The sequence below is a fragment of the Pseudomonas sp. RC10 genome (genome assembly GCF_038397775.1).
In the GTDB taxonomy this organism is placed as follows: domain Bacteria; phylum Pseudomonadota; class Gammaproteobacteria; order Pseudomonadales; family Pseudomonadaceae; genus Aquipseudomonas; species Aquipseudomonas bambusae.
In genome coordinates this window covers 3,737,441-3,763,650 of the sequence record NZ_CP151650.1, presented here as the reverse complement: position 1 = coordinate 3,763,650, position 26,210 = coordinate 3,737,441, and the positions used below count along the sequence as shown (strand labels likewise).

General features: G+C 61.5%; 17 protein-coding genes. 11 read left to right on the top strand and 6 right to left on the bottom strand.

The window, feature by feature from the left end; genetic code table 11:
* Positions 1-313 precede the first annotated feature (313 nt).
* The 3 genes from AAEO81_RS17200 to AAEO81_RS17190 form a co-directional block, all read right to left on the bottom strand.
* Positions 314-1,213, bottom strand: coding sequence for a hydroxymethylglutaryl-CoA lyase (locus AAEO81_RS17200; RefSeq protein WP_341958105.1), 900 nt, complete (start codon positions 1,211-1,213; stop codon positions 314-316).
* 49 nt (positions 1,214-1,262) lie between these two features.
* Complete coding sequence (locus AAEO81_RS17195; protein ID WP_341958103.1) at positions 1,263-1,646, bottom strand: MerR family DNA-binding transcriptional regulator; 384 nt, start codon at positions 1,644-1,646, stop codon at positions 1,263-1,265.
* 271 nt (positions 1,647-1,917) lie between these two features.
* Positions 1,918-2,850: a LysR family transcriptional regulator gene (locus AAEO81_RS17190; RefSeq protein ID WP_341958101.1), complete on the bottom strand. Its 933-nt coding sequence runs from the start codon at positions 2,848-2,850 to the stop codon at positions 1,918-1,920.
* Between the two features lie 169 nt (positions 2,851-3,019).
* Between AAEO81_RS17190 and AAEO81_RS17185 the strand changes: the two genes are divergently transcribed.
* Positions 3,020-4,252: an acyl-CoA dehydrogenase gene (locus AAEO81_RS17185; protein WP_166594607.1), complete on the top strand. Its 1,233-nt coding sequence runs from the start codon at positions 3,020-3,022 to the stop codon at positions 4,250-4,252.
* Between the two features lie 485 nt (positions 4,253-4,737).
* Here the strand turns inward: AAEO81_RS17185 and AAEO81_RS17180 are convergent, their stop codons facing one another.
* Both AAEO81_RS17180 and xthA read right to left on the bottom strand, forming a co-directional pair.
* Positions 4,738-6,087, bottom strand: coding sequence for a phosphate ABC transporter substrate-binding/OmpA family protein (locus tag AAEO81_RS17180; RefSeq protein WP_341958098.1), 1,350 nt, complete (start codon positions 6,085-6,087; stop codon positions 4,738-4,740).
* A 176-nt stretch (positions 6,088-6,263) separates the two neighbouring features.
* Positions 6,264-7,076 carry an exodeoxyribonuclease III gene (gene xthA, locus AAEO81_RS17175; protein WP_341958096.1) on the bottom strand — a complete coding sequence of 271 codons (813 nt, stop codon included), beginning with the start codon at positions 7,074-7,076 and terminating at the stop codon, positions 6,264-6,266.
* Positions 7,077-7,292: 216 nt separating this feature from the next.
* Here xthA and AAEO81_RS17170 point away from each other — a divergent pair, with 216 nt between their 5' ends.
* The 3 genes from AAEO81_RS17170 to AAEO81_RS17160 all read left to right on the top strand — a co-directional run bounded on the left by AAEO81_RS17170 (position 7,293) and on the right by AAEO81_RS17160 (position 13,430).
* On the top strand, positions 7,293-7,943 hold the full coding sequence (locus tag AAEO81_RS17170; RefSeq protein ID WP_341958094.1) for a GNAT family N-acetyltransferase: 651 nt from the start codon (positions 7,293-7,295) through the stop codon (positions 7,941-7,943).
* Positions 7,944-8,010: 67 nt separating this feature from the next.
* Positions 8,011-9,741 (top strand): autotransporter assembly complex family protein, encoded by a 1,731-nt coding sequence (locus AAEO81_RS17165; RefSeq protein ID WP_341958092.1) that lies wholly within the window; start codon positions 8,011-8,013, stop codon positions 9,739-9,741.
* Complete coding sequence (locus AAEO81_RS17160; protein ID WP_341958090.1) at positions 9,738-13,430, top strand: translocation/assembly module TamB domain-containing protein; 3,693 nt, start codon at positions 9,738-9,740, stop codon at positions 13,428-13,430. The genes AAEO81_RS17165 and AAEO81_RS17160 overlap by 4 nt, the downstream gene beginning before the upstream one ends.
* A 465-nt stretch (positions 13,431-13,895) precedes the next feature.
* On the opposite strand, the gene AAEO81_RS17155 is transcribed toward AAEO81_RS17160, so the two are convergent.
* Positions 13,896-14,891 carry an aldo/keto reductase gene (locus AAEO81_RS17155; RefSeq protein WP_341958088.1) on the bottom strand — a complete coding sequence of 332 codons (996 nt, stop codon included), beginning with the start codon at positions 14,889-14,891 and terminating at the stop codon, positions 13,896-13,898.
* Between the two features lie 132 nt (positions 14,892-15,023).
* Here AAEO81_RS17155 and AAEO81_RS17150 point away from each other — a divergent pair, with 132 nt between their 5' ends.
* The 7 genes from AAEO81_RS17150 to AAEO81_RS17120 all read left to right on the top strand — a co-directional run bounded on the left by AAEO81_RS17150 (position 15,024) and on the right by AAEO81_RS17120 (position 26,175).
* Positions 15,024-15,941 (top strand): LysR family transcriptional regulator, encoded by a 918-nt coding sequence (locus AAEO81_RS17150; protein ID WP_341958086.1) that lies wholly within the window; start codon positions 15,024-15,026, stop codon positions 15,939-15,941.
* A 124-nt stretch (positions 15,942-16,065) separates the two neighbouring features.
* On the top strand, positions 16,066-16,566 hold the full coding sequence (tpx, locus tag AAEO81_RS17145) for a thiol peroxidase (RefSeq protein WP_341958084.1): 501 nt from the start codon (positions 16,066-16,068) through the stop codon (positions 16,564-16,566).
* 196 nt (positions 16,567-16,762) lie between these two features.
* On the top strand, positions 16,763-18,088 hold the full coding sequence (locus AAEO81_RS17140; protein WP_341958082.1) for an MdtA/MuxA family multidrug efflux RND transporter periplasmic adaptor subunit: 1,326 nt from the start codon (positions 16,763-16,765) through the stop codon (positions 18,086-18,088).
* A complete protein-coding gene (locus AAEO81_RS17135; protein ID WP_341958080.1) occupies positions 18,085-21,180 on the top strand; it encodes an MdtB/MuxB family multidrug efflux RND transporter permease subunit in 3,096 nt (1,031 codons plus the stop codon). The genes AAEO81_RS17140 and AAEO81_RS17135 overlap by 4 nt, the downstream gene beginning before the upstream one ends.
* Positions 21,177-21,581: a hypothetical protein gene (locus AAEO81_RS17130; protein ID WP_341958077.1), complete on the top strand. Its 405-nt coding sequence runs from the start codon at positions 21,177-21,179 to the stop codon at positions 21,579-21,581. Before AAEO81_RS17135 ends, AAEO81_RS17130 begins: the two co-directional genes overlap by 4 nt.
* On the top strand, positions 21,581-24,688 hold the full coding sequence (locus AAEO81_RS17125) for an efflux RND transporter permease subunit (protein WP_341958075.1): 3,108 nt from the start codon (positions 21,581-21,583) through the stop codon (positions 24,686-24,688). The genes AAEO81_RS17130 and AAEO81_RS17125 overlap by 1 nt, the downstream gene beginning before the upstream one ends.
* Complete coding sequence (locus AAEO81_RS17120) at positions 24,685-26,175, top strand: efflux transporter outer membrane subunit (protein WP_341958073.1); 1,491 nt, start codon at positions 24,685-24,687, stop codon at positions 26,173-26,175. The genes AAEO81_RS17125 and AAEO81_RS17120 overlap by 4 nt, the downstream gene beginning before the upstream one ends.
* Positions 26,176-26,210 lie beyond the last annotated feature (35 nt).

The following is a 26,210-nucleotide window of genomic DNA, read 5'->3' as shown; positions in this document are numbered from 1 at the left end:
GGCCTGAGCCTCACAAAGCGATCCACTCCAAAAAAATCAGTTAGCTGCGTCTCTTCCGTCTTGTTCTTGTTATGTCAGAGCCGATACGTCTTGTTTTTATTGGGTTACTGCGATTTTTTATTTTTGTTGTACATAAGACATAGCAGAAGCCATGCCAAGTTTCGTCAATGCTTTGAAAAGCCCGGAAACCGTGGCCTTCAGAAAAACCCCACATTCAGCGCCACGCTGAGATCATCACCGGGTGTTTCCGTGTTACCCGTTTCCATCGCTTCAATGCTGGTCAGGGTAACACTCTGTGACAACTTGTCGCACATCAGGCCGACAAACGTGCCCTCGCCACCCGAGAGCCGTTCGCCTTGCCCAGCACGTCACTGATGCGCTGACCGGCTGCAATCAATTTGTCCAGGTCGATACCCGTGTCGATGCCCAGCCCGTTCAGCATGTACACCACATCTTCCGTCGCCACGTTGCCTGTGGCCCCTTGGGCGTAGGGGCAGCCGCCCAGGCCCGCCACCGAGCTGTCGAACACCTGAATCCCCTCCAACAGGCTGGCGTAGATATTCACCAGCGCCTGCCCGTAGGTGTCATGGAAATGCCCGGCCAGTTTGCCGCGAGGGATGTTGGCCGCGACGGCGTCGATCAATTCGCGGGTCGCGCCGGGTGTACCGGTGCCGATGGTGTCGCCCAGTGACACTTCGTAACAGCCCATGCCGAACAGTTCGTCGGCCACTGCCGCCACCTGTTTCGGCGGCACGGTGCCTTCGTATGGGCAGCCCAGCACACAGGACACATAGCCCCGCACGCGAATACCGTGCAATCGCGCTGCTTCCATGATCGGCAGGAAACGGTCGAGGCTTTCGCTGATCGAGCAGTTGATGTTGCGCTGCGAGAAGGCCTCGGAAGCCGCCGCGAACACCGCGACTTCCTTGACACCCGCCGCCAGCGCGTCCTCGAAACCGCGAAAGTTGGGGGCGAGGGCGGCGTAAGTCACGTCGTCCTTGCGCCGGATGCCCGCGAACACTTCCGCCGATCCCGCCATTTGTGGCACCCACTTGGGCGACACGAAACTGCCGACTTCTATATAGCCAAGCCCGGCGTTGGAGAGGTCGTCCACCAGCCGGATCTTGTCGGCGACGTCGATGGGGCGCGCCTCGTTTTGCAGGCCGTCACGGGGGCCGACTTCGACCAGACGTACGCGTTGGGGCAGCGACATGGCAAATTCATCCTCACTGTCAGCATCAGGTTTATGCGCTATTCGTTTGTTATTGAACGGTATTTTTCAGCGCTTCTTTGCAGCGCTCTTCGGCGGTGTCGAGTTCCAGCTGCATCTGCTGGATGTCGAGCAACTGCTGATCGAGTTGGGCGCGACGCTCGGCGATCTTCTGCAGCATGGTGGTCAGTTGCTTTTGATTGTCGCCACTAGGGTCGTATAAGCCGATCAAGTCCCGGCATTCGGCTAGGGAAAACCCGATGCGCTTGCCCCTCAAAATCAGCTTCAGCGTGACCTTGTCCCTCGCTGAATAAATGCGCTCCAGCCCACGGCGTTCGGGGCTTAGCATGCCTTGTTCTTCATAAAAGCGAATGGTGCGCGTGGTGATGTCCAGCTCGCGAGCGAGGTCGGAAATGCTGTAAGTCGGGTGGTTCATGGCGGGGCTCGAACGAGGGAAGCGTTCGGCTAACGTACGGCGACCTTGACGTAAACGTCAAGCAGCGAGATGCACTCTAGGGCGGGCGGTTACCGGCAGAGCGGCAGGACGCGATCGCTGTAGGAGCCGGCTTGCTGGCGAACGCGGTGTGCCAGTCACCCATAAGGCAGCTGGCATAAGGGATCGCCAGCAAGCCGGCTCCTACAGTTTTAGATTTCAATCGACTTTAGATACTGGTTTTAAGCAGTTGATAAATAACAGTTACCACTACTTAAAGTTCTTTCTCAAGTTTGCGTTCTTGCGCAATCACCAGCTGACACAACTCAATGATCTGCTCCCGCATCCAACGGTTCGCCGGGTCCTGATCGGTGCTTTCGTGCCAGTACAAGTGGGTCTCTACGCTTGGCACGTCGTTCACCGGGAGGTGGACGAAATGCAGGTCGTTACGCCGGGCGAAGCGTTCTGGAACGGTCATGACCATGTCGGTCTGGTGCAGCACCTGTGATGCCATCAAATAATGCTGCGACCGCAGGGCGATCTTGCGCTGGATGCCCATTTTGCCCAGCGCCAGATCGACGTAGCCCAACCCGCTGCGGCGACTGGAGATGTGGATGTGCGCCACCGACAGATAGTCGTCCAACGTTATCGAGCCTTTGTTCGCCAGCGGATGCCCTTTGCGCATGGCGCAGACGTAGTTGTCTTCCATCAGCTTGACGTGGCGCACCTGCGGGTCGGTGTTCAACGGCGCGTCTACGGCGAAATCCAGCCGACCCGCCGCCAGTTCCTTGGTGGTTTCCCGGCGCTTGGACAGAAAGCTTTCGATGGTGACCGCTGGGGCCAGGCGGCGCAGCCGCTGAAACAGCGCGGGCAGAATGATCGCTTCGGTGAGGTCGGTCATGCTGATGCGGTAGTTCTTGTTCGCCTGCAGCGGGTTGAAAATCCGGCTCTCCTGCACCGACACCCGGAGCAGCGACAGCGCATTACGCACCGGCCCAATGATGTTCTGGGCCATCGGCGTTGGCACCATGCCTTGGGCGGTGCGCACGAACAGCGGATCGTTGAAGGTCTCGCGAAGGCGGGCCAAGGCATTGGACACGGCTGGCTGGGTGATGCCGACGATCTGACCGGCGCGGGTCAGGTTGGCCTCAGTGTAGATGGCGTCAAAGACAATAAAGAGGTTGAGATCGACCTTGCTCAGATTCATTGCGATGCGCCTCACGCTGTTGTTGTAGTTGGGACTTTCGTGCCGAAACGCGCCGATCATATATCAGTGATGAATGTTTATACACGCTGAGAATAGGTTAGATAAATGGAGGGGCCTGATCTAGCATCGCTTGCATGTCTTGAAACACCTCATCAGAAGGTAGCTGCCCATGGATTTCGCTTACTCCCCCAAGGTCCAGGAATTGCGCGAGCGCGTCACGGCGTTCATGGACGCCTACGTCTACCCGGCCGAGCCTGTGTTTGAGCGCCAGGTCTCGGAAGGGGACCGCTGGCAGCCGACCGCGATCATGGAAGAACTGAAAGCCAAGGCCAAAGCCGAAGGGCTGTGGAATTTGTTTCTGCCCGAATCCGAATTGGGCGCTGGCCTGACCAACCTGGAATACGCGCCCTTGGCGGAAATCATGGGCCGTTCGTTGCTGGGGCCGGAGCCGTTCAACTGCTCGGCGCCGGACACCGGCAACATGGAAGTGCTGGTGCGTTACGCCAGCGACGCGCAAAAGCAGCAGTGGCTCGAACCGCTGCTGCGGGGCGAAATCCGCTCGGCCTTTGCGATGACCGAACCTGACGTGGCCTCGTCCGATGCCACCAACATGGCCGCCCGTGCCGTGCGCGATGGCGACGAGTGGGTCATCAATGGCCGCAAATGGTGGACTTCCGGTGCCTGCGATCCACGCTGCAAAATCATGATTTTCATGGGCTTGAGCAACCCGGACGGCCCTCGTCATCAACAACATTCAATGATCCTGGTGCCGACGGATGCACCGGGGGTGAAGATCGTGCGTCCGCTGCCGGTCTTCGGCTACGACGATGCACCCCATGGCCATGCCGAGGTGCTGTTCGAGAACGTCCGCGTGCCGTACGAAAACGTCCTGTTGGGTGAAGGGCGCGGCTTCGAGATCGCTCAGGGTCGCCTTGGTCCGGGCCGGATTCACCACTGCATGCGTTCGATCGGCATGGCGGAGCGGGCGTTGGAACTGATGTGCAAACGCTCGGTGCAGCGCACGGCGTTCGGTCGGCCGCTTGCTCGCCTGGGCGGTAACGTAGACAAAATCGCCGACTCGCGCATGGAAATCGACATGGCGCGGCTGCTGACCCTCAAAGCCGCGTACATGATGGATACGGTCGGCAACAAGGTGGCCAAGAGCGAAATCGCGCAGATCAAGGTCGTGGCGCCGAACGTTGCGCTGCGGGTAATCGACCGCGCCATCCAGATTCACGGCGGAGCGGGGGTGTCCGGCGACTTCCCGCTGGCCTACATGTACGCCATGCAACGCACCCTGCGCCTGGCGGACGGGCCGGACGAAGTGCACCGTGCGGCGATTGGGAAGTTTGAGATCGGCAAATACGTGCCGAAAGAGATGATGCGCAGCGAGCATCGTTGATCCGACTTCGCGCAAAATTGCAGGGCCGGGTTTCAGGCAGTGAAAGGTCATTGCCTGATCCGGCTTTTCGCGAATGAATTCGCTCCCACAGTAGTACTGCGTCGCCGCGAGTGTTTCGGTCTGACGCAGTTCCCCTGTAGGAGCGAATTCATTCGCGAGACGGCGGCACAGGTAACCCAAATCCAACGGCTGTGTCGCCTGAACCGGCCATCGCGAATGAATTCGCTCCTACAGAAGTCCTGCGTCACCGCGAGTGTTTCGGTCTGACGCAGTCCCCTGTAGGAGCGAATTCATTCGCGAGACGGCGGCACAGGTAACCCAAATCCAACGGCTGTGTCGCCTGAACCGGCCATCGCGAATGAATTCGCTCCCACAGTAGTCCTACGTCACCGCGAATGTTTCGGTCTGACGCAGTCCCCTGTAGGAGCGAATTCATTCGCGAATCGGTGGTAGGGGTAATGCAGATGCCGCGACTTGCGCATGTCCTATTGAACCCACACCTCAACCCGACGATTCTTGATCCTGCCCTCGTCGGCATCATTCGCCGCCACGGGCATTTCATCGCCGAAACCGCGTACGTCACGCAAGATCACATCACCTTTCAGCAATTCCCGGCGCACTGCCATGGCCCGCAGTTTCGACAAGAGCTGCGCCCGTGCCGGGTCGCTTTTAGCATCGCCAAACCCTACCAGCGTGACGCTCTGGTTCAGCTTGTCATGGGTTTTCAGAAAATCGACCACGCGCCGGATGTCCCGTCGGGCCTTGGTGTCCAGCGTGGCGCTGCCTTGGGCGAAGCGGAAATTCACCGACAGCCGCTCGGCCTCACGGGTGAGGTTCTGGTATTCGGCGGGCATCTCCGAGGTGGCCCGGACTTTCACGGCCTGGACGGTCTGCGCCACAAAACCATTCTGCGCCACGATGGACTGGCCTTGCGGGCTTTGGGCGAACCGCACCAGCGCCTTGGCCCACCGCTGGTTCGATTGCGGCGGCAGGTAGAAGTACAGGCGACGAGACAGCGGGTAATCTTCGGTCGCGATGAGGCTGATGGTCGGCAGCATCGGCCTGGATTCGCCGTCGATGATCGCCACCGCACGGCTTTGGCGGACATAGGGCAGACCGATGAAGCCGATGCCGTGGCGGTCCTCGCTGACTTCATCCGACAACGCTTCGCTGGATTCGAAGCGTTTCGCGTCCAAGGCCAACTTCTTGCCGGATTTGGCCAGCACCAACTCATTGAAGGTGTCGAACGTGCCGGATTGCTGGTCCCGGGCATAGAGATGAATGGGGCCACCGGTGCCGCCGAGTGCTTCCCAGTCGCGGATTTCCCCGGAAAACACCTTGGCCAGTTGCGTGATGCTCAGCTCCCGGATCGGGTTGGCGGGGTGCAGAATCACAGCCACGCCGTCGATGGCGATGACCTGTTCGGCCTCGTGTCCGCGCAGGTCACCGAGGGCCGCGAGATCGTTCACTTCGCTGTTCTTGATCGGGCGCGAGGAGGCCGCGAGATCGGCCTGGCCGGTTTTTAACGCCGCGAAACCTGTGCTCGAACCGTGAGCGGCGACGTCGATGCTCACCGCTTCCCCGGACGGCATTTGCCCGACGATCCGCATTTCATTGGGCTGCACGCCGGGTTGCAGCTGAATGCCTTGAGCGCCTTGCTGATCGAGCAGCCCAGCGACCAGTGCAGGCCCCAGTTGCGCGCCGATGGTGTTCGAGCCCTGAAGGCGCAGCACAGGCGAGCCATCTCCCGGGACGGGAAGCGGAGCGGCGGCGTACGCTGACAGCGGTAGCAGGCAGATCAAAAAGAAAGAAAAGAACAGGCGAGTGCGCGACATGTGCGGCAACTTCTTATGGCCGAAAGTGGCCGGAGAATAAGACAGATGCGTTGCTGTAATGTGACAAGTCTCAGGCCACGCCTTTTACAACACGGCTTGCCAGCGGTGGCGACGTTCGAAACGCCACCGCTGGCCGGGTGGGCCGGACGGTTACAACTGCCTTACCGCCTCGGGAATCAGCTCAACTCCAGCCAGATCGGCGCGTGATCCGACGGTTTTTCCATCCCGCGCAGGTCGTAATCCACACCGGCGGCCTTGATTCGCGGTTGCAGGCCATGGGAGGCGAGAATCAGGTCGATGCGCAGTCCACGCTTCGGCTCGTCCTCAAAACCACGGCTGCGGTAATCGAACCAGCTGAATTGGTCGACCACTTCCGGGTACAGGTGGCGGAAGCTGTCCACCAGGCCCCAGTTTTTCAACTTGGCCATCCACTCACGCTCTTCTGGCAGGAAGCTGCATTTTCCGGTTTTCAGCCAGCGTTTGGCGTTGTCCGGGCCGATGCCGATGTCGCTGTCTTCCGGCGAAATGTTCACGTCGCCCATCACCACCAACGGCTGCTCATTGCTGAAACGGGTTTCGAGCAGCTGTTGCAGGTCGGCATAGAACTTGGTCTTGGCCGGGAATTTGGTGGGGTGATCGCGGCTTTCGCCCTGTGGGAAATAGCCGTTCATGATCGTCACCGGCAGGCCATTGCGATCAGCGAAAGTGCCCCAGATGAAGCGGCGCTGAGCCTCTTCGTCGTCGGTGTCGAAGCCTTTGTGCAGGACCAGTGGCGCCTGACGGGACAGCAGGGCGACCCCGTAATGGCCCTTCTGCCCGTGGAAGTGCACGTGGTAGCCCAGCGCCTCGATTTCAGCCTGGGGAAACTGGTCATCGGAGACCTTGGTTTCTTGCAGGCCGATCACGTCAGGCTGGTGCTTTTCAATCAATGCCGCCAGTTGATGCGGGCGTGCGCGCAGGCCGTTGATGTTGAAAGACACAATTTTCATAGACGGCAGTCCTGGCAAAAATCAAACAGCGATGCTAGCCGACCTGCTCAGCGACGGCCAGCATCGCCGCACAAACTCGCGATCAGACAGGGCTGCTACGCTGTGGGAAACGCCTGAAAAACTCGCCGGAACTGTAGACAACGGCCAGGACTCGAAACCCTGACACCACGAATCCGGCCCCACGCGTCGGGTCGTCATCGAAAGGGACACGATTACATGCCTGAACCTGCGAACGCTTCGCCCGACATCCGCCAACTGGACAGCGGTTATTCGCGAGAGTCCCGCTCGCTGCTGTACCAGGCCTATCGTCATGAACCGAGTTTCGCGTACCTGTTCGAATCCGGGCGCTCCGGGTACGAACAGCGGGTGCGCGCGACCATTCGTGAATTGGTCAAACAACACTTTCTGCAAGACATGCCCGCGCTGGGGCTGTTCGTTCAGGACCGGCTGGTCGGGGTCGCCCTGATCGCGCCGCCGCAGCGCCGCCTGGGCATTACAGAAAGCTGGGCGTGGCGACTGCGTATGGTCATGGGCACGGGGCTGCGTTGCACCCAGCGCTATCTTGAGTATTACCAGTCCGTGCTCGCGTGCCTGCCGTCCGATGCCGTGCACGTGTTGCCCTTGTTCGCGGTGCACCCGGATTTTCAGGGCCAGCACTACGGTGAACAGCTGTTGCAGGCGCTGCATGACTGGTGCGCCGTCGATGAAAACTCTCAGGGCATCGTCCTCGACACCGGAAACGGCCACTATCTCGACTTCTATAAAAGACAGGGCTACGAGGAAATCGGCGAAGTTGCTGTAGGACCTATCCGCGAACACGTGTTTTTTCACCCGAACCCTCAGGTTTCAATGGGTTCAAGGGTGTGACGTCGGGTTTCTTCTCCCTTTTTGCGGGTTCCAGCAGCCCCCGCCGCTCGTGTTAGCATCCGCGCCTATGAAGTTTCCTGTTCGATTCACCAGTGGTTTTCTCCTGATGTTTTCCAGTTGCGCCGCGTTCGCCGACGCGCAACTGGAGGTGCGGATCAAACCTGCCCATTCAGAACTCAAGTCCAACATCGAGGGGTACGTGGGCAGCCTCGGCGAGCGTGACGAGCAAGCCCTCGAACGGTTCAGCGTCGGCGCCGTCGAACAGGCGCAAAAGGCGGCGCAAGCCCTCGGCTACTATCAGGCGCAGATCGACAGCGAGATCAAACACACTGACAAAGACCTGCACCTGGTCCTGAACGTGCAGCCCGGCGAGCCCGTGCACCTGCGTAACGTCACGGTGCGGATCGAAGGCCCCGCGAGTCAACTCAAAGCGTTCAAGGTGCCGAAGAGCGACGCGCTCAAGCCGGGCGCTGCGCTCAACCACGGCTATTACGAAGACGCCAAGAAACTCATCCAGAATCAGGCCGCCCGCTACGGTTTTTTCAACGGGCGTTTTGTGACCCAACGGCTGTCGGTCGACCCCCGAGCGGGCGTTGCAGACATCGAGCTGGTCTACGACAGTGGCCCGCGTTTCATGCTGGGCAAGGTCACGTTCAGTGGCGACGCGCCGTTCGACGAAGACCTGCTGCGGCGCATGGTCCCGTTCAAGGAGGACACCCCCTACGATTCCGAGCTGATCGCCGATCTCAATCAGGCCATGCAGTCCAGCGGCTATTTCGAAGGCGTGCGCGTGGACGCCTCGCCCACGGCCGCACAGGCGCAGACCATCCCGGTGGACGTGCAACTGCAAACCCGCAAGCCCCGGACCATGGGCCTTGGCGTCGGTTACTCCACGGACGTGGGGCCACGGGTCAAGGCCAACTGGACGCGGCACTGGGTCAACGCAGAAGGTCACAGCTACGGCATCGAGTCCGAACTGTCGGCGCCCCGGCAGAACGTCGGGCTGTTCTACGACATCCCGCTCGACCCACCCCTGACCGACAAATTGCGCTTTGCCGGTGGCTATCAATATGAAGAAATCGCTGACACCGACAGCCTGAGCAAATTGCTCACCGTCGGCCCTGAGTGGCACAGCAAACTGCCGAGCGGGTGGGAGCGAGTCATTTCCCTCAAATGGCAGCGCGAAGAATATCGGCTCGGCAATGACGAAGGCATCAGTACCTTATTGATGCCTGGCATCAGCTATTCCTACCTGCGCAGCGACAACCGCATCGACCCGCACAATGGCTATCGCCTGCAATTCGAAACTGAGGTCGCGAAAGAGGGACTGGGGTCGGACGCCAACGTGGTCCATGGCACGGCGCTGGTCAAGGGCCTGACCACTGTGGCGCAGAACCACCGATTCCTCGGGCGCCTTCAAGTGGGCGGTACGGCCACCAACGGCTACAAATCCATTCCGCCGTCGCTGCGTTTCTTTGCCGGGGGCGACCAAAGCGTGCGCGGTTACGACTACCAGTCCCTGTCGCCGGAAAACGACGAGGGCGACAAGATCGGCGGGCGCTACATGATCGCGGGCAGTGCCGAGTATCAGTATTCGATTGCCGAGAAATGGCGCGTCGCGGCGTTCGTCGATCAGGGCAACTCGTTCAACTCGCTGGACCTTCCGAGCCTGAAAACCGGTGTCGGCATCGGCATACGCTGGGTCTCGCCGGTCGGCCCGCTGCGCCTGGACCTGGCACACGCACTGGATGACGACGGCGGCATTCGTCTGCACTTCTCGATGGGACCTGAACTGTGACGAAAGCGGCACTGTTTAAACGGGTCGCGCTGTATGGCGCGATCGCTGTGTTGGGCGTCGTGGTGTTGATCGGCGCAAGCGTGGGCTTGATTCTCGGCACCGAAACCGGCAGCCGTTGGGCGCTGGGGCAGGTGCCCGGTTTGCAACTGAGCAACTTCTCTGGTCGCCTCGGTGGCCAATGGCGGGCGGATTCCGTGGTCTGGCAACAGGGCGAGAGCACAGTCGAGGTGGATGCGCCGGTGTTCGCCTGGTCGCCAGGCTGCCTGACCCGCATGACCCTGTGCATCGACACGTTGCAAACCGGCGATGTCCGTTTGCACTTTCCTCCTTCAGGCGCTGAACCTGGCAACGGCCCGATCACCTTGCCGGACCTCAAGCTGCCGCTCGCCCTTGAACTGGGACAGGTGCACGTGGGCAGCGTGCACCTGGACGGCCTGGAACAGGTACGCGACGTGCAGCTCGCGGCGCACTGGACGGCGGAGGGGTTGAAGATCGATTCAGTCCATGCCCAACGCGACGACATCGTCCTTGACCTCACCGGGTTGCTCAACCCCACGGCTGACTGGCCGTTGACCGCCGAGGGGCAGGTCAAACTGCCGGACGTGAGCGGTCAGCCGCTTTCGCTGACACTGAACGTGAATGGCGATCTGCTGAAGACGCTGAACCTCAACGCCCAGACCCATGGCTACATCGACGCCAGACTAGTCGGCCAGTTGCAACCGCTGGTGGACAACCTGCCTGCCGACGTCGCCATTACCAGCGACGCCTTCAAGCCCAGCGCCGACCTGCCTGACACGCTGCAACTCAATGGCCTGAGCCTGAACGCCAAAGGCGATCTGGCCCAAGGCTACGCAATCGTAGGCAACGCGACGCTACCAGCAGAGCAGGGCCCCGTGGCGCTGGCGTTGCAAGGGCGTGTGGACGCCAACGGCGCGGACATCGGCGCGCTGGACCTGACTGCCAGCCCGACCCAACACTTCAAGGCGAGCGGCAAGGTTGACTGGCAGAAGGGCATGAATGCCGATGCGAAAATCGACTGGCTGGATTTCCCGTGGCATCGCTTGTACCCGGTCATCGACGAACCGCAGGTCAGCGTTCACACCTTCACCGGCGAAGTCTCCTACACCGATGGCAAATACCTTGGCAACTTCGCGGGGGCGTTCAAAGGCCCGGCGGGGCCATTCACGTTGGCCAGCCCGTTCAGCGGTGACTTGCAACAGATTTTCCTGCCGCAAGTGGAGCTGGTGGCCGGGCAGGGCAAGGCCAGTGGTCATGTCAACGTCGGTTTCGCCGACGGCGTGTCGTGGGACACCGCGCTTGACCTCAGCGCCCTCGACCCGTCGTTCTGGGTCGGCGAGTTGCCCGGTTCGCTGGCCGGTCCGCTGCGCAGCAAAGGCGCCTTCAAGAACGATCAGCTCAACCTGAACGCCGACCTGGACCTGAAAGGCCGTCTGCGTGGACAGCCCGCCGTTCTGCAAGCCAAGGCCGACGGCGCCGGTGACAAGTGGACAGTCAGCGCACTGGACATTCGGCTGGGGGACAACCGCATACAGGGCACCGGCAGCCTGCAACAGAAGTTGACAGCGCAGCTCGACATGAATCTGCCGCGACTCGGTCAACTGTGGCCGCGCTTGCAAGGACAGGCCAAGGGCCGTCTGGACCTGGCGGGCACATTGCAGGCCCCGCAAGGCCAGTTGGCGCTGCAAGGCACGCAGTTGGCGTATGACACCCACAAGCTGCAAACCCTGACCCTGGCCGCCAAGCTCGACGGCGCGCAGCGGGCGAACATCGACCTGAAAACCACCGGCATCCAGACCGGTGATACCGCGCTGGGCACATTGACCCTGAACGGGCAGGGCGACATCAAGCGACAGCAGCTCAAGCTTGACCTGCAAGGCCCACTGCTCAAGCTGGCCCTTGCCCTCGACGGCACTCTCGACAAAGGCAACTGGCGCGGGCGGCTCGCCAGCGGCGACATCCAGACTGGCGGCCAGGACTGGAAGCTGCAACAACCGGCGAAGCTGGAGCGGCTGGCGGACGGCAAGATCAATTTCGGCGCCCACTGCTGGATGTCCGGGCCTGCGAGCCTGTGTGGCGAGGACCAACGTCTGATGCCTGATCCGCGCCTGCGTTACCACCTCAAGCAATTCCCGCTGGAAAGCCTCGCGCAATGGCTGCCCAAGGATTTCGCCTGGAAGGGTTCGCTCAGCGCCGACGTGCAACTGGACGTTCCGGCATCGGGCCCTAACGGCCAGATCGTGATCGACGCCAGCGGCGGCACGTTGCGCGTGAAAGACAAAAACCAGTGGCTGGATTTTCCGTATCAGGCGTTGAAACTCACCAGCAGCCTGACCCCGAAAAAGGTCGACACTCGTCTCGATTTACGGGGCGGCAAGCTGGGAGAACTGCTCGCCAGTTTGAGCATCGATCCTCTGGGCAAGAACAAGCCCGTCAGTGGCGACTTCACCCTGAGCGGGCTGGACGTGTCGGTGGCCAGACCCTTCGTGCCGATGATCGAGAAGCTCAACGGCAAGCTCAACGGCAATGGACGCATCACCGGCAGCCTGTTGGCGCCACAGGTCAACGGCAACGTCACCTTGAGCGACGGCGAAGTGTCCGGACCGGAGCTGCCCGTCAGCCTGGAGAAACTCAATGTTCAGGCGCTGATCGCGGGCGAGAACGTGCAACTGAAGGGCAACTGGAACAGCGGCCCGACCGGGCAGGGCAGCATTGGCGGGCACATCGGCTGGGCGGAGGCGCTGGATGTCGATGTCAGCCTGCAAGGTTCGCATTTACCGATCACCGTCGAGCCTTATGCCAAGCTCGAAGCCGCGCCCGACTTGAAGATCACCCTGCAAGGGGATCGACTGGCGGTGTCCGGCAAGGTGCTGATCCCCAAAGGCGAGATCACGGTGCGCCAGTTGCCGCCGTCCACGGTCAAGGTCTCCGACGACACGGTGATCGTCGGTGCGCAGACCAAGGAGGGCAAACCGCCGATGGCCATTGCCATGGACGTCAACGTCGAGGTGGGACAGGACAAATTGAGCTTCAACGGCTTTGGGCTGACCGCCAATCTGGCAGGGCATGTACACATCGGCGACAACCTCGACACCCGAGGGGAACTGAACCTGAATGACGGTCGCTACCGCGCTTACGGCCAGCGCCTGACCATCCGCAAGGCGCGGCTGCTGTTTGCGGGGCCGGTGGATCAGCCGTACCTGGACATCGAAGCGATTCGCCAGACCGACGACGTCATCGCGGGCATTCGCCTGACTGGCAGCGCGGAACAGCCGACCACCACGGTGTTTTCGGAACCGGCGATGAGTCAGGAACAGGCGTTGTCGTATCTGGTGCTGGGCCGTCCGCTGAGCACCAACGGCGAAGACAGCAACATGATGGCCCAGGCCGCGTTGGCTTTGGGGCTGGCAGGCGGGTCGTCCACAGCGGGGAAACTGGCGTCGGGGCTGGGCATCAAAGACTTCGACCTCGACACCTCCGGCAGCGGCGACAAAACCTCTGTCGTCGCCAGCGGCAAGATCACCGACAAGCTCAGCCTGCGGTATGGCGTAGGCGTGTTCGAACCGGCCAATACCATCGCCTTGCGGTATTTGCTGAGCAAGAAGGTGTATGTGGAGGCCGCCAGCGGGATAGCGAGTTCGCTGGATATTTTCTACAAGCGGGATTTCTGATTCTCATCACTTCCCGGTACGCAAATTTTGCTGTCGCTTCGCAACAGATCGCAGGCAAGCCAGCTCCCACGGCCTTCGGCCAGAATCAAAAGCCTGATCGCAGCGTAATCTGGTTCTGCCGATGGGAGCGCCGCCCGGCACTCCCACGCCTTCGACAGAAACGGACTGGGGCGCGGTCAATGCTTTTGATTCTGGCCGGAGGCCGTAGGAGCAAGCTTGCTCGCGATCGGCTGCGAAGCAGTCGTAAACCCGGTTAATGCGGTATGTCTGACACACCGAAGGTGCTGGGTGTTGCTGTCGCTTCGGTCGGGCGCGACCCCGGGCCGATCGCAGGCATGGTGGAGCGCACCCCGGCACTCTCACGGCCTTCGGCCAGAATCAAAAGCCTGATCGCGCCATCCGGGCATGCCCACGGCCTTCGGCAGACGCTCGTTTAGGCTTGCCCCAGGGAAGGGGGCCGTTACATCAGCCATTCAGTAACTTCATCGCCGCCTCCGGATATCGCCCACCGGCCACGGCTGCCACCGGGAACAAATCCTTCAGCGCCTGCAACTCACCGGTGCTGAGCTTCACGTCCAGCGCCGCCGCGTTTTCTTCCAGATATCTACGCTGCTTGGTCCCCGGAATCGGGATCACGTCGTTGCCTTGGGCCAGCACCCAGGCCAATGCCAGTTGCCCGGCACTGATGCCTTTGTCCGCTGCCAGTTGCTGGACCTTTTCCACCAACCGAAGGTTTTTCGCGAAGTTTTCGCCCTGAAAACGCGGGCTGCTGCGGCGGTAGTCGTCGGCCGCGAAGTCGTCGGGGCTTTTCAGGGTGCCGGTGAGGAAGCCACGGCCCAACGGGCTGTAGGGCACGAACGCGATGCCCAGTTTGCGACAGGTTTCCAGCACGCCGTTTTCTTCCGGCTCCCGGCTCCATAGCGAGTATTCGGTTTGAAGGGCAGCAATCGGATGGACCTTGTGCGCGCGTTCCAGCGTGGCCGCCGACGCTTCGCTCAGCCCCAGGTAACGGACTTTACCGGCCTTGACCAGCTCGGCCATGGCGCCCACCGATTCTTCGATGGCAATCTTCGGATCGATCCGGTGCTGGTAGTACAAATCCAGCGTGTCGATCTTCAATCGCTTTAACGTGCCATCGATGGCGTTGCGAACGTATTCCGGGCTGCCGTCGACGCCACGGGCGCCGGCATCGCCCGGGGTGCGCACGATGCCGAACTTGCTGGCGATGAACGCCTGATCCCGCTTGCCGACCAGTGCCTTGCCCAGCAATTCTTCGTTGGTGTGTGGGCCATACATGTCGGCGGTGTCGAACAGCGTGACCCCAAGTTCCAGCGCGCGGTGAATCGTCGCAATGGCTTCTTGCGTATCGCCGCCGGTGGTGTAGAAATCGGTCATGCCCATGCAGCCCAGCCCGACGGCCGATACCTGAGGTCCGTTTTTACCCAGTTGACGCGTTTGCATGCTTCGTTCCTTTTGAATGTCGAACGGTTTCAAGACTCACCCATGGTGCCCCTCGACAGGGACCGGATAAACCGGCTAAAAGTGCTTTCACTGTTGGTTTTTTCTAAACAATCCTAGACCGCCGGAGCCACGATGGACCGTTTCAATGCCATGCGCGCCTTCACCCGCATTGTCGACCTCGGCGGTTTCGGCAAGGCTGCCGACAGCCTGCACATGCCTCGGGCGTCAGTGACGATCTTGATCAAACAGCTCGAAGCGCACCTCGGCGTACAGTTGCTTCGGCGCACCACCCGGCAAGTCACGCCAACGCCCGACGGCCAGGCGTATTACGAGCGCTGCGTCAGCCTGCTCAATGACCTGGACGACACCGAGTCGATCTTTTCCTCCAGTGCCAAAGCCCCGGAAGGCGTGCTGCGGGTGGACATGCCGTCGGGCGTGGGGCGGCTGATTCTCATGCCTGCGCTGCCAGCCTTTACGGATCGTTATCCCGGTCTGGAAATGGAGGTGGGCATGAGCGACCGCCCGGTGGACCTGATCCGCGACGGCGTCGATTGCGTGATCCGGGGCGGGCAGGCGCTGGACCATTCGCTGGTGGCGCGCCCGTTGGCGCAGATGCGGCAAGTGGTGTGCGCCAGCCCGGCGTACCTGGAACGTCATGGCACGCCGCTGACCCTGGATGACCTGAAGCGGCACAAGGTCATTGAGTATTTTTCCGCGACATCGAATAAACGCTATGGGCTCGAATTCGTCATTGACGGCAGGGATCAGGAGCTCAGCTTGCCCAAGACCCTGGCGACCAACAGCGCCGACGGCTATCTGGCGGCGTGCGCGGCGGGTTACGGTCTGGTGCAGACGCCCTGGTATCACGCCGCCGAGGCCTTGCAGCGCGGCGAAGTGGTCGAAGTGTTGAGCGATCATCCTCAGCCCCGATTGCCCCTCACCGCGCTGTACCCGGCGCACCGCCAGATGTCGCGGCGGGTGAGGGTGTTCGTCGACTGGATGGTCGAATTGTGTGCCACGCCGGGCCTGCTGGACAAACCCGCGGACTGACCGTGCCCCGACACCTCAATCGGCAACATTTTCGTGTATACCGGTAGGTCGCTAACCGGTTTCGTGGTTAACTTCCGGTCTTGTCGTACACCGAACCTGCCACCTCAGAATAAGGACTCAGCTCATGGCTCAAGTGACTCGTAGAGGCTCCCCGGTACAAATCAGCGGCGAACTGCCAAAAGTCGGCAGCAAGGCCCCGGCCTTCAAACTGGTCGGCGCCGACCTGTCTGACGTCACCCTGGACACCTTTGCCGGCAAGCGCAAAGTGCTGAACGTCTTCCCAAGCGTCGACACCCCGACCTGCGCCACTTCGGTGCGCAAATTCAACGCCCAGGCCAATGATCTGAACAACGCCGTCGTGCTGTGCATTTCGGCTGACCTGCCGTTCGCTCAGGCCCGTTTCTGCGGCGCCGAAGGCCTGGAAAACGTGAAAAACCTGTCCACCATGCGCGGCGCCGAGTTCCTGGAGAACTACGGTGTGGCCATCGCTGATGGCCCAATGGTCGGCCTGACCACCCGCGCGGTCGTGGTACTGGACGAAAACAACACCGTCCTGCACAGCGAACTGGTGCCGGAAATCGGTCAGGAGCCGAACTACGACGCGGCGCTGTCCGTTCTCAAGTAACACGCTGCCAGGTACTGCCGGACCGTTCCCGGTAATACTTCGCAACACAAGACGGCCTGACTCGATCAGGCCGTTTTCATTTGCAGTTCAGCACGTTAGCCACGTAAGCGTTGGGTAAATTGCCGGTAAAGGCCCTTTGCTTGGCACCTAACTATGCTTATTGTTCAGCCTCCCGCGCATTCTGGTCTTTTTATTCATGCAATCGTCCGCTCCTCGCAGTTCCCGTCGCTGGCTGATCAGCCTGTTGGTCTTAGTGATTGTTGCCGCCGTTTGCTGGCATTTCTGGCCCGGCTCGGCCACCAAGACCGACGCGACGGCGCAAAAGAGCGAACAGGCCCACAAGGGCGCGGCTCGCAGCGGTGGCACCAGCAAGACCGGCGCGCCACGGCCTGGCTTCGGCGGTTCCACCGGACCTGTGCCGGTCCGCGTCGCCCCGGCGAGCACCGGGGATTTCCCGATCTATTACAAGGCGCTGGGCACCGTCACCGCGCTCAACACCATCAACGTCCGCAGCCGGGTGGCGGGTGAACTGATGAAGATCAACTTTCAGGAAGGCCAGCAAGTCAAGGCCGGTGATTTGCTTGCGGTCATCGACCCGCGCAGTTATCAGATCGCCCTGCAGCAGGCCGAAGGCACGCTGATGCAGAATCAGGCGCTGTTGAAAAACGCGCAGATCGACGTCCAGCGGTATCGCGACCTCTATAAAGAAGACAGCATCGCCAAGCAGACGCTGGACACCGCCGAGTCCCAGGTGGGCCAATACCTGGGAACCATCAAGACCAATCAGGCCGCCGTCGGCGATGCCAAACTCAACCTCGACTTCACCCAGATCCGTGCACCGATCTCCGGCCGTATCGGCCTGCGCCAACTGGACGTCGGCAATCTGGTGGCGGCCAACGACACCACGGCACTCGCTGTGATCACCCAGACCAAGCCGATCTCCGTCAATTTCACCCTGCCGGAAAAAGACCTGGCGGATGTGATCAGCCATTACCGCACCGGTGAAAAACTGCTGGTCGAAGCGTGGGACCGGGGCGACGTGAAACTTCAGGCCAAGGGTTTTCTGGCGAGCATCGACAACCAGATCGACATCACCACCGGCACCCTGAAGTTCAAGGCCCGCTTCGATAACGACAACGAAGCGCTGTTCCCCAATCAGTTCGTCAACGCCCGCCTGCTGGCCACCACCCTGAAAAATGTCGTGCTGGTCCCGTCGGCGGCGGTGCAGTTCGGGGTCAACGGCACCTTCGTCTACGTCATGGACGGCGACAAGAAAGTCCGCATCCGTCCGCTGAAAACCGGGCCGAGCGATGAAAACGCCACCGTGATCACAGAAGGCCTGGCCGCTGGCGACCGCGTGGTGCTGGAAGGCACCGACCGCCTGAAAGACGGCAGTACGGTGGAAGTGGTGAACGACAGCAAGGACGTGCCGGTGACGCCGGGCGAGAAACTGCAAGGGCAACCGTCCAAGGAGTCCGGTGAATCGGCCAGCGCCGACGCCGCGAAAAAAGGCAACGTATGAACCTGTCCCGCCTGTTCATCCTCAGGCCCGTCGCCACGACGCTGAGCATGCTGGCCATCGTGTTGGCCGGTCTGATCGCGTACACGCTATTGCCGGTGTCGGCGCTGCCGCAGGTGGATTACCCGACCATTCGCGTCATGACGCTGTACCCCGGCGCCAGCCCGCAGGTGATGACCAGTGCCGTGACCGCGCCGCTGGAGCGCCAGTTCGGCCAGATGCCGGGCCTGACGCAAATGGCCTCCACCAGTTCCGGCGGCGCGTCGGTGATCACCCTGCGTTTCAGCCTCGACATCAACATGGACGTCGCCGAGCAGGAAGTGCAGGCCGCGATCAATGGCGCCACCAATCTGCTGCCCAATGATCTGCCGGCGCCGCCGACCTACAACAAGGTCAACCCGGCGGACACCCCGGTGCTGACCCTGGCGATCACCTCGAAAACCATGCTGCTGCCCAAGCTCAACGACCTGGTCGACACGCGCATGGCGCAGAAAATCTCGCAGATCAGCGGCGTGGGCATGGTTACCATCGCGGGCGGTCAGCGTCAGGCCGTGCGGATCAAGGTCAACCCGGATGCGCTGGCCGCCAATGGCCTGAACCTGTCGGACGTGCGTACGCTGGTCAGCGCCTCCAACGTCAACACCCCCAAGGGTAACTTTGACGGTCCGACCCGGGTGTCGATGCTCGACGCCAACGACCAGCTCAAGTCTCCCGAGGAGTACGCCAACCTGATCCTCGCCTACAGCAACGGCGGGCCGCTGCGTCTGAAAGACGTGGCGCAGATTGTCGATGGCGCTGAAAACGAACGCCTCGCCGCGTGGGCCAATGAGAACCAGGCCGTGCTGCTGAACATCCAGCGTCAGCCGGGGGCCAACGTCATCGAGGTGGTGGACCGGATCAAGGCGCTGTTGCCGAGCATCACCAACAACCTGCCGGCCGGGCTGGAAGTGGTGGTACTGACCGACCGCACCCAGACCATCCGCGCTTCGGTGAGCGACGTGCAGCACGAATTGCTGGTGTCCATCGCGCTCGTGGTACTGGTGACGTTCCTGTTCCTGCGCCGTTTCAGCGCGACGATCATTCCGTCGGTCGCCGTGCCGCTGTCGCTGATCGGGACCTTCGGCGTGATGTACCTCGCGGGTTTTTCCGTCAACAACCTGACCCTGATGGCCATGACCATCGCCACCGGTTTCGTGGTGGACGATGCCATCGTCATGCTGGAAAACATTTCCCGGCACCTGGAGGAGGGCGAGACCCCGCTGCAAGCCGCGCTCAAGGGCGCGAAGCAGATCGGCTTCACCCTGGTCTCGCTGACCGTCTCGCTGATTGCCGTGCTGATTCCGCTGCTGTTCATGGCGGACGTGGTGGGACGGCTGTTCCGCGAGTTCGCCATCACCCTGGCCGTGGCGATCCTGATTTCGCTGGTGGTGTCCCTGACCCTGACGCCCATGATGTGCGCCCGCTTGCTCAAGCGTGAACCGAAGGAAGAGGAGCAGGGCCGTTTCTACCGCGCCAGCGGCGTTTGGATCGATTGGCTGGTCGAGGCCTACGGTCGCAAGTTGCAGTGGGTGCTCAGACACCAGCCCATCACTTTGCTGGTTGCCATCGCCACGTTGGGCATCACTGTGTTGTTGTATCTGGCCGTGCCCAAGGGCTTTTTCCCGGTGCAGGACACGGGCGTGATTCAGGGCATTTCCGAGGCGCCGCAGTCGGTGTCGTTTGCGGCCATGAGTGAACGGCAGCAGGCGCTGGCGAAGATCGTTCTGCAAGACCCGGCCGTGGCCAGCCTGTCGTCCTACATCGGCGTGGACGGTGACAACGCCACGCTGAACAGCGGGCGCATGTTGATCAACCTCAAGCCACACGCCGAGCGCAGCGAATCTGCAACCGAGGTGATTCAGCGGCTCCAACCGGAAGTGGATCAGCTCTCGGACATCCGCCTATTCATGCAGCCCGTGCAGGACCTGACCATCGAAGACCGCGTCAGCCGCACGCAATACCAGTTCAGCATGTCCTCGCCGGACGCTGAACTGCTGAGCCTGTGGAGCGGCAAGCTGGTCGAGGCGCTGGCCGAACGCCCTGAACTCACCGACGTCGCCAGCGACCTTCAGGACAAAGGCTTGCAGGTGTACCTCAACATCGACCGCGACGCAGCGAGTCGCTTGGGCGTGACCGTCTCGACCATCACCGACGCGCTGTATGACGCCTTCGGTCAGCGGCAGATCTCCACGATTTACACTCAGGCCAGCCAGTACCGCGTGGTGCTGCAAGCGGCGGCAGGCAGCGAACTGGGGCCGAAGGCGCTGGAGCAGATTCACGTCAAGACCACCGACGGTGGCCAGGTCAAACTGTCTAGTCTGGCGAAAGTGGAACAGCGTCAGGCGCAGTTGGCCATCGCCCACATCGGCCAGTTCCCGGCGGTGATGATGTCGTTCAACCTTGCCCCCGGTGTGGCGCTGGGCAAGGCCGTGGAAGTGATTCAGCAGGTGCAGAAGGACATCGGCATGCCGATTGGCGTGCAGACCGAATTCCAGGGCGCCGCCGAAGCGTTCCAGGCCTCGCTCTCCAGCACGCTGCTGTTGGTGTTGGCGGCCGTAGTGACGATGTACATCGTGCTGGGCGTGCTCTACGAGAGTTACATCCACCCGATCACCATCCTCTCAACCCTGCCGTCGGCGGCCATCGGCGCCTTGCTGGCGTTGATCCTCAGCGGCAACGACCTGGGGATGATCGCCATCATTGGCATCATTCTGCTGATCGGCATCGTCAAGAAGAACGCGATCATGATGATCGACTTCGCCCTCGACGCCGAACGCAACCGGGGCATCGACCCGCAGACCGCAATCTACGAAGCGGCGTTGCTGCGCTTTCGGCCGATCCTGATGACCACCCTGGCCGCGCTGTTCGGCGCCATTCCCCTGATGTTCGCCACCGGCTCGGGTGCGGAATTGCGCCAACCGCTGGGGCTGGTGATGGTGGGCGGGTTGCTGGTCAGCCAAGTCCTGACACTCTTCACCACGCCGGTCATCTATCTGTATTTCGATCGCTTGGGGGGCCGGTTTCGTCGGTCGAGTAAGACTGAGGAGGCGGTATGACCGGCAGCTTCGAGTTTCGAGCTGCAAGCTGCAAGCTGGTCGGTGGCGCGGCTTTTTCTTGCACTTCGCCGCTCGAATTTCGTAGCTGCGATAGCGGCAGCCACGAGCTTCAAGCTGCAAGCTGCAAGCCGATCGGCGCTGCGGCTTTTTCTTGCAGCTTGCAGCTCGAAACTTGGAGCTGCGATAGCGGCAGCGACGAGCTTCAAGCTGCAAGCTGCAAGCTGATTGGCGGCGCGAACTCTGCTTGCAGCTCGCCGCTAGAAATTCGTAGCAGCGTTAGCGATGGCTGCGAGTTTCAAGCTCCAAGCCTCAAGCTGATCGACGCCGCGGCTTTTTCTTGCAGCTTGCAGCTCGAAACTCGCGGCTGCTTCTTGCAGCTTGAAACTCGAGGCTGCTTCTGATGAACCTGTCGGCGCCTTTCATCCGTCGGCCCGTTGCGACGATTCTGCTGAGTCTGGCGATCATGCTATTGGGCGGCATGAGCTTCAATCTGCTGCCGGTGTCGCCGCTGCCGAACATGGATTTCCCGGTGATCGTGGTGTCGGCGACGTTGCCCGGCGCGAGCCCGGAAATCATGGCGTCCAGCGTGGCCACGCCGCTCGAACGCTCCTTGGGCACGATTGCCGGGGTGAACACCATGAGCAGCCGTTCGAGCCAGGGCACCACGCGGATCATTCTGCAATTCGACATGGACCGGGACATCAACGGCGCTGCCCGCGAGGTGCAGGCCGCGATCAATGCCTCGCGCAGCTTGTTGCCCAGCGGGATGCGCAGCATGCCGACTTACAAGAAGGTCAACCCGTCCCAGGCACCGATCATGGTGCTGTCGCTGACGTCGGACGTGCTAGAGAAGGGCGAGCTGTACGACCTGGCCTCGACCATCCTGTCCCAGAGCCTGTCGCAGGTGAATGGCGTCGGCGAAGTGCAGATCGGCGGCAGTTCGTTGCCTGCCGTGCGGGTCGAGTTGGAGCCTAAGCTGTTGGACCAGTACGGCGTGTCGCTGGACGAAGTGCGCACGACGATTGCCAACGCCAACGTGCGTCGTCCGAAAGGTTCGGTGGAGAACGCCGAACACAACTGGCAGGTGCAGGCCAATGATCAACTGGAGAAGGCCAAGGACTACGGCCCGCTAGTGATTCGCTACCAGAACGGCGCGGCGCTGCGCCTCAAGGACGTGGCCCGGGTCAAGGATTCGGTCGAGGACCGCTACAACAGCGGGTTCTTCAATGAGAAATCCGCCGTGTTGCTGGTGATCAACCGGCAGGCAGGCGCGAACATCATCGAAACCGTGGCGGCGATCAAGGCGCAATTGCCCGCGTTGCAGGCCGTGCTTCCCGCCAGCGTCAAGCTCGACTTGGCGATGGACCGCTCGCCAGTCATCAAGGCGACGCTGCACGAGGCGGAAATGACCCTGCTGATCGCTGTGGTGCTGGTGATCATGGTGGTGTTCCTGTTCCTCGGCAATTTCCGCGCCTCGCTGATTCCCACGCTGGCCGTGCCGGTCTCGCTGGTGGGCACGTTCGCCATCATGTACCTCTATGGGTTTTCGTTGAACAACCTGTCGCTGATGGCGCTGATTCTAGCCACGGGACTGGTGGTGGACGACGCCATTGTGGTGCTGGAGAACATTTCCCGGCACATCGACGAGGGTGTGCCGCCGATGGAGGCCGCGTATCGCGGGGCCCAGGAGGTCGGCTTCACGCTGCTGTCGATGAACGTGTCGCTGGTGGCGGTGTTCATCTCGATCCTGTTCATGGGCGGCCTGGTAGAAAGCCTGTTCCGTGAGTTCTCGATCACGCTGTCGGTGTCGATCATCGTGTCGTTGGTGGTTTCGCTAAGCCTGACCCCGATGCTCTGCGCCCGTTGGCTCAAGCCTCACGTGCCGGGCACGGAAAACCGCTTGCAGCGCTGGAGCCAGCGGGTCAACGACCGCATGGTTGCCGGGTATGACCGCAGCCTCGGCTGGGCGCTGCGTCACCGACGCCTGACCCTGCTGACTTTGCTGATCACCATCGGCGTGAACATCGCGCTCTACGTGGTGGTGCCGAAGACCTTCCTGCCGCAACAGGACACCGGCCAGTTGATCGGCTTCGTGCGGGGCGATGATGGCCTGTCGTTCTCGGTCATGCAGCCCAAACTCAATGTGTTCCGGGATGCATTGCTCAAGGATCCGGCCGTGGAAAGCGTCGCCGGGTTCATCGGCGGCAACGGCGGCACGGGCAACGCGTTCATCATCGTGCGCCTCAAGCCTATCTCCGAGCGCAAGATCGGCTCCGAGCAGGTGGTGGAGCGGTTGCGCAAGGAAATGCCGCTGGTGCCGGGCGGCCGACTGTTCCTGCAACCGGATCAGGACCTGCAACTGGGCGGCGGCCGTGAGCAGACCACCTCGCAATACCAGTACATCCTGCAAAGCGGCGATCTGGAAAGCCTGCGCGAGTGGTACCCGAAGGTCGCCGCTGCGTTCAAGACACTAAAGGAACTGACCGCCATCGACGCCCGTGACGGCGGCGGCACCCAGCAAGTGACGCTGATCGTAGACCGCGACGCCGCCAAGCGTCTGGGCATCGACATGAACACGGTAACCACGGTGCTGAACAATGCCTACAGCCAGCGGCAGATTTCGACCATCTACGACCCGCTCAACCAGTACCGGGTGGTGATGGAAATCAACCCGAAATACGCGCTGGACCCGATCACCCTGGAGCAGGTGCAGGTGATCACCGCCGATGGCGCGCGGGTGCCGCTGTCGACCATCGCCCATTACGAACGCAGTCTGGAAGATGACCGGGTCAGCCATGACGGCCAGTTCGCCTCGGAAAGCATCTCTTTCGACCTCGCTGAAGGCGTCAGCCTCGATGACGCCAACGCCGCCATCGAACGCTCTGTGGCCGCGCTGGGGCTGCCCGAAGACGTGATTGCCAAAATGGCCGGCACCGCCGACGCCTTCGCCGCGACGCAAAAGAGCCAGCCGTTTATGATCCTTGGTGCGCTGGTAGCCGTGTACCTGGTGCTGGGCATTTTGTACGAAAGCTACGTGCACCCCCTGACCATCCTCTCGACGCTGCCCTCGGCGGGTGTCGGCGCGCTGTTGAGTATTTATCTTACCGGCGGGCAGTTCAGCCTGATTTCGCTGCTGGGGCTGTTTCTATTGATCGGCGTGGTGAAAAAGAACGCTATTTTGATGATCGACCTCGCGCTGCAACTGGAGCGGGGCAGCGGCATGACGCCCATGGAGTCGATCCGCAACGCGTGTCTGCAACGCTTGCGGCCCATTCTGATGACCACGTTGGCGGCGATTCTCGGCGCCGTGCCGTTGCTGCTCAGCAGTGCCGAAGGCGCGGAGATGCGTCACCCGCTGGGCCTGACGATCATCGGCGGCCTGATCCTGAGCCAGATTCTCACGCTGTACACCACGCCCGTGGTTTACCTTTACCTCGACCGCCTGCGTCACCGCGTCAATAAGTGGCGCGGCGTGCGGACGGATGCTGCCCTGGAAACACCGCTATGACCCTTCGCCAGAACCTTTTGACCCAACAGCGGACGTTGCCCGTGCGACGGCTCTTCGCCGTCAGCTTCAGCATGTTGCTGCTCAGCGCGTGTGCGGTCGGGCCGGATTACAAGAAGCCCGACGTCACCACGCCCGCGCACTTCAAGCAGGCCGACGGCTGGACCCAGGCCAACCCCAGCGACGCCATCGCTCGCGGTGCGTGGTGGGAAATTTACGGCGACGCGCAACTGAATGGGCTGGTGGAAAAACTCAACACCTCCAACCAGACCGTCGCCCAGTACGACGCGCAATACCGTCAGGCCGAGGCGTTGGTGCGCAGCGCACGGGGGGCGTTTTTCCCGACGCTGGACCTGACCACCAGCAAAAACCGTTCGAGTCAGGGCACCGGCAGCAGCAATTCCAGCCTGAGCAGCTCCAGCAGCGGGATTCGCGACACCTACAACGCGCAGCTGGGCGTGAGTTGGGAGGCTGACGTGTGGGGTAAGTTGCGTCGAGGGCTGGAAGCCGACAAGGCCAGCGCCCAAGCCAGTCTGGCTGATCTGGCTTCGATGCAACTGAGCCTGCAATCGCAGCTGGTGCAGAATTACCTGCAATTACGGGTGATCGACGAGCAGAAGCGTCTGCTGGAGTCCACGGTGCAGACCTACGAGCGCTCCCTCAAACTGACGCAGAACCAATACCGCGCCGGTATTTCCGGGCGTGACGCCATTGCTCAAGCGCAGACCCAACTCAAAAGCACACAGGCCGACCTCATCGACCTCGCCTGGCAGCGGGCGCAGTTCGAGAGCGCCATCGCGGTGTTGATGGGTCAGGCTCCGGCGGATTTCAGCCTGGCGCCGACCACGAACATCCCGACCCTGCCGCAGATTCCGGCACAACTGCCCTCGCAGTTGCTGGAGCGTCGCCCGGACATTGCGGCCGCCGAGCGCTCGGTCATGACCGCCAACGCCAACATCGGTGTGGCCAAGGCGGCGTATTACCCTGATCTGACCCTGAGCATGAACGGCGGCTACAGCAGCAGTACGTTCAGCAACTGGATCACCTTGCCCAACCGTTTCTGGTCGGTGGGGCCGCAGTTGGCCATGACCCTGTTCGACGGCGGTCAGCGCGCCGCCGAGGTGGATCGCACCCAAGCTGTCTACGATCAGACGGTCGCTCAGTATCGCCAGACCGTGCTCGACGGCTTCAAGGAAGTCGAAGATTACATGGCGCAATTGCGGGTCTATGAGCAGGAAGCTCAGGTGCGCGCCGAGGCGCTGGACGCCGCCCGCGATTCGTTGCGCCTGACGAGTAACCAGTACAAGGCGGGCCTGATTGGCTATCTTGATGTCGTCAACGTGCAAACCACCGCATTGAGTAACGAACGCAGCGTGCTGAATGTGTTGCAGAGCCGGTTGATCGCCAGCGTTCAATTGATCGCGGCACTGGGCGGTGGATGGAATGCCGAGAGCGGGCTGTCGCGTGACCCGGAAGTAACCCGGCGCTGAGAAGGGCTAAATGGCTCAGTGCCATTATTTCGATG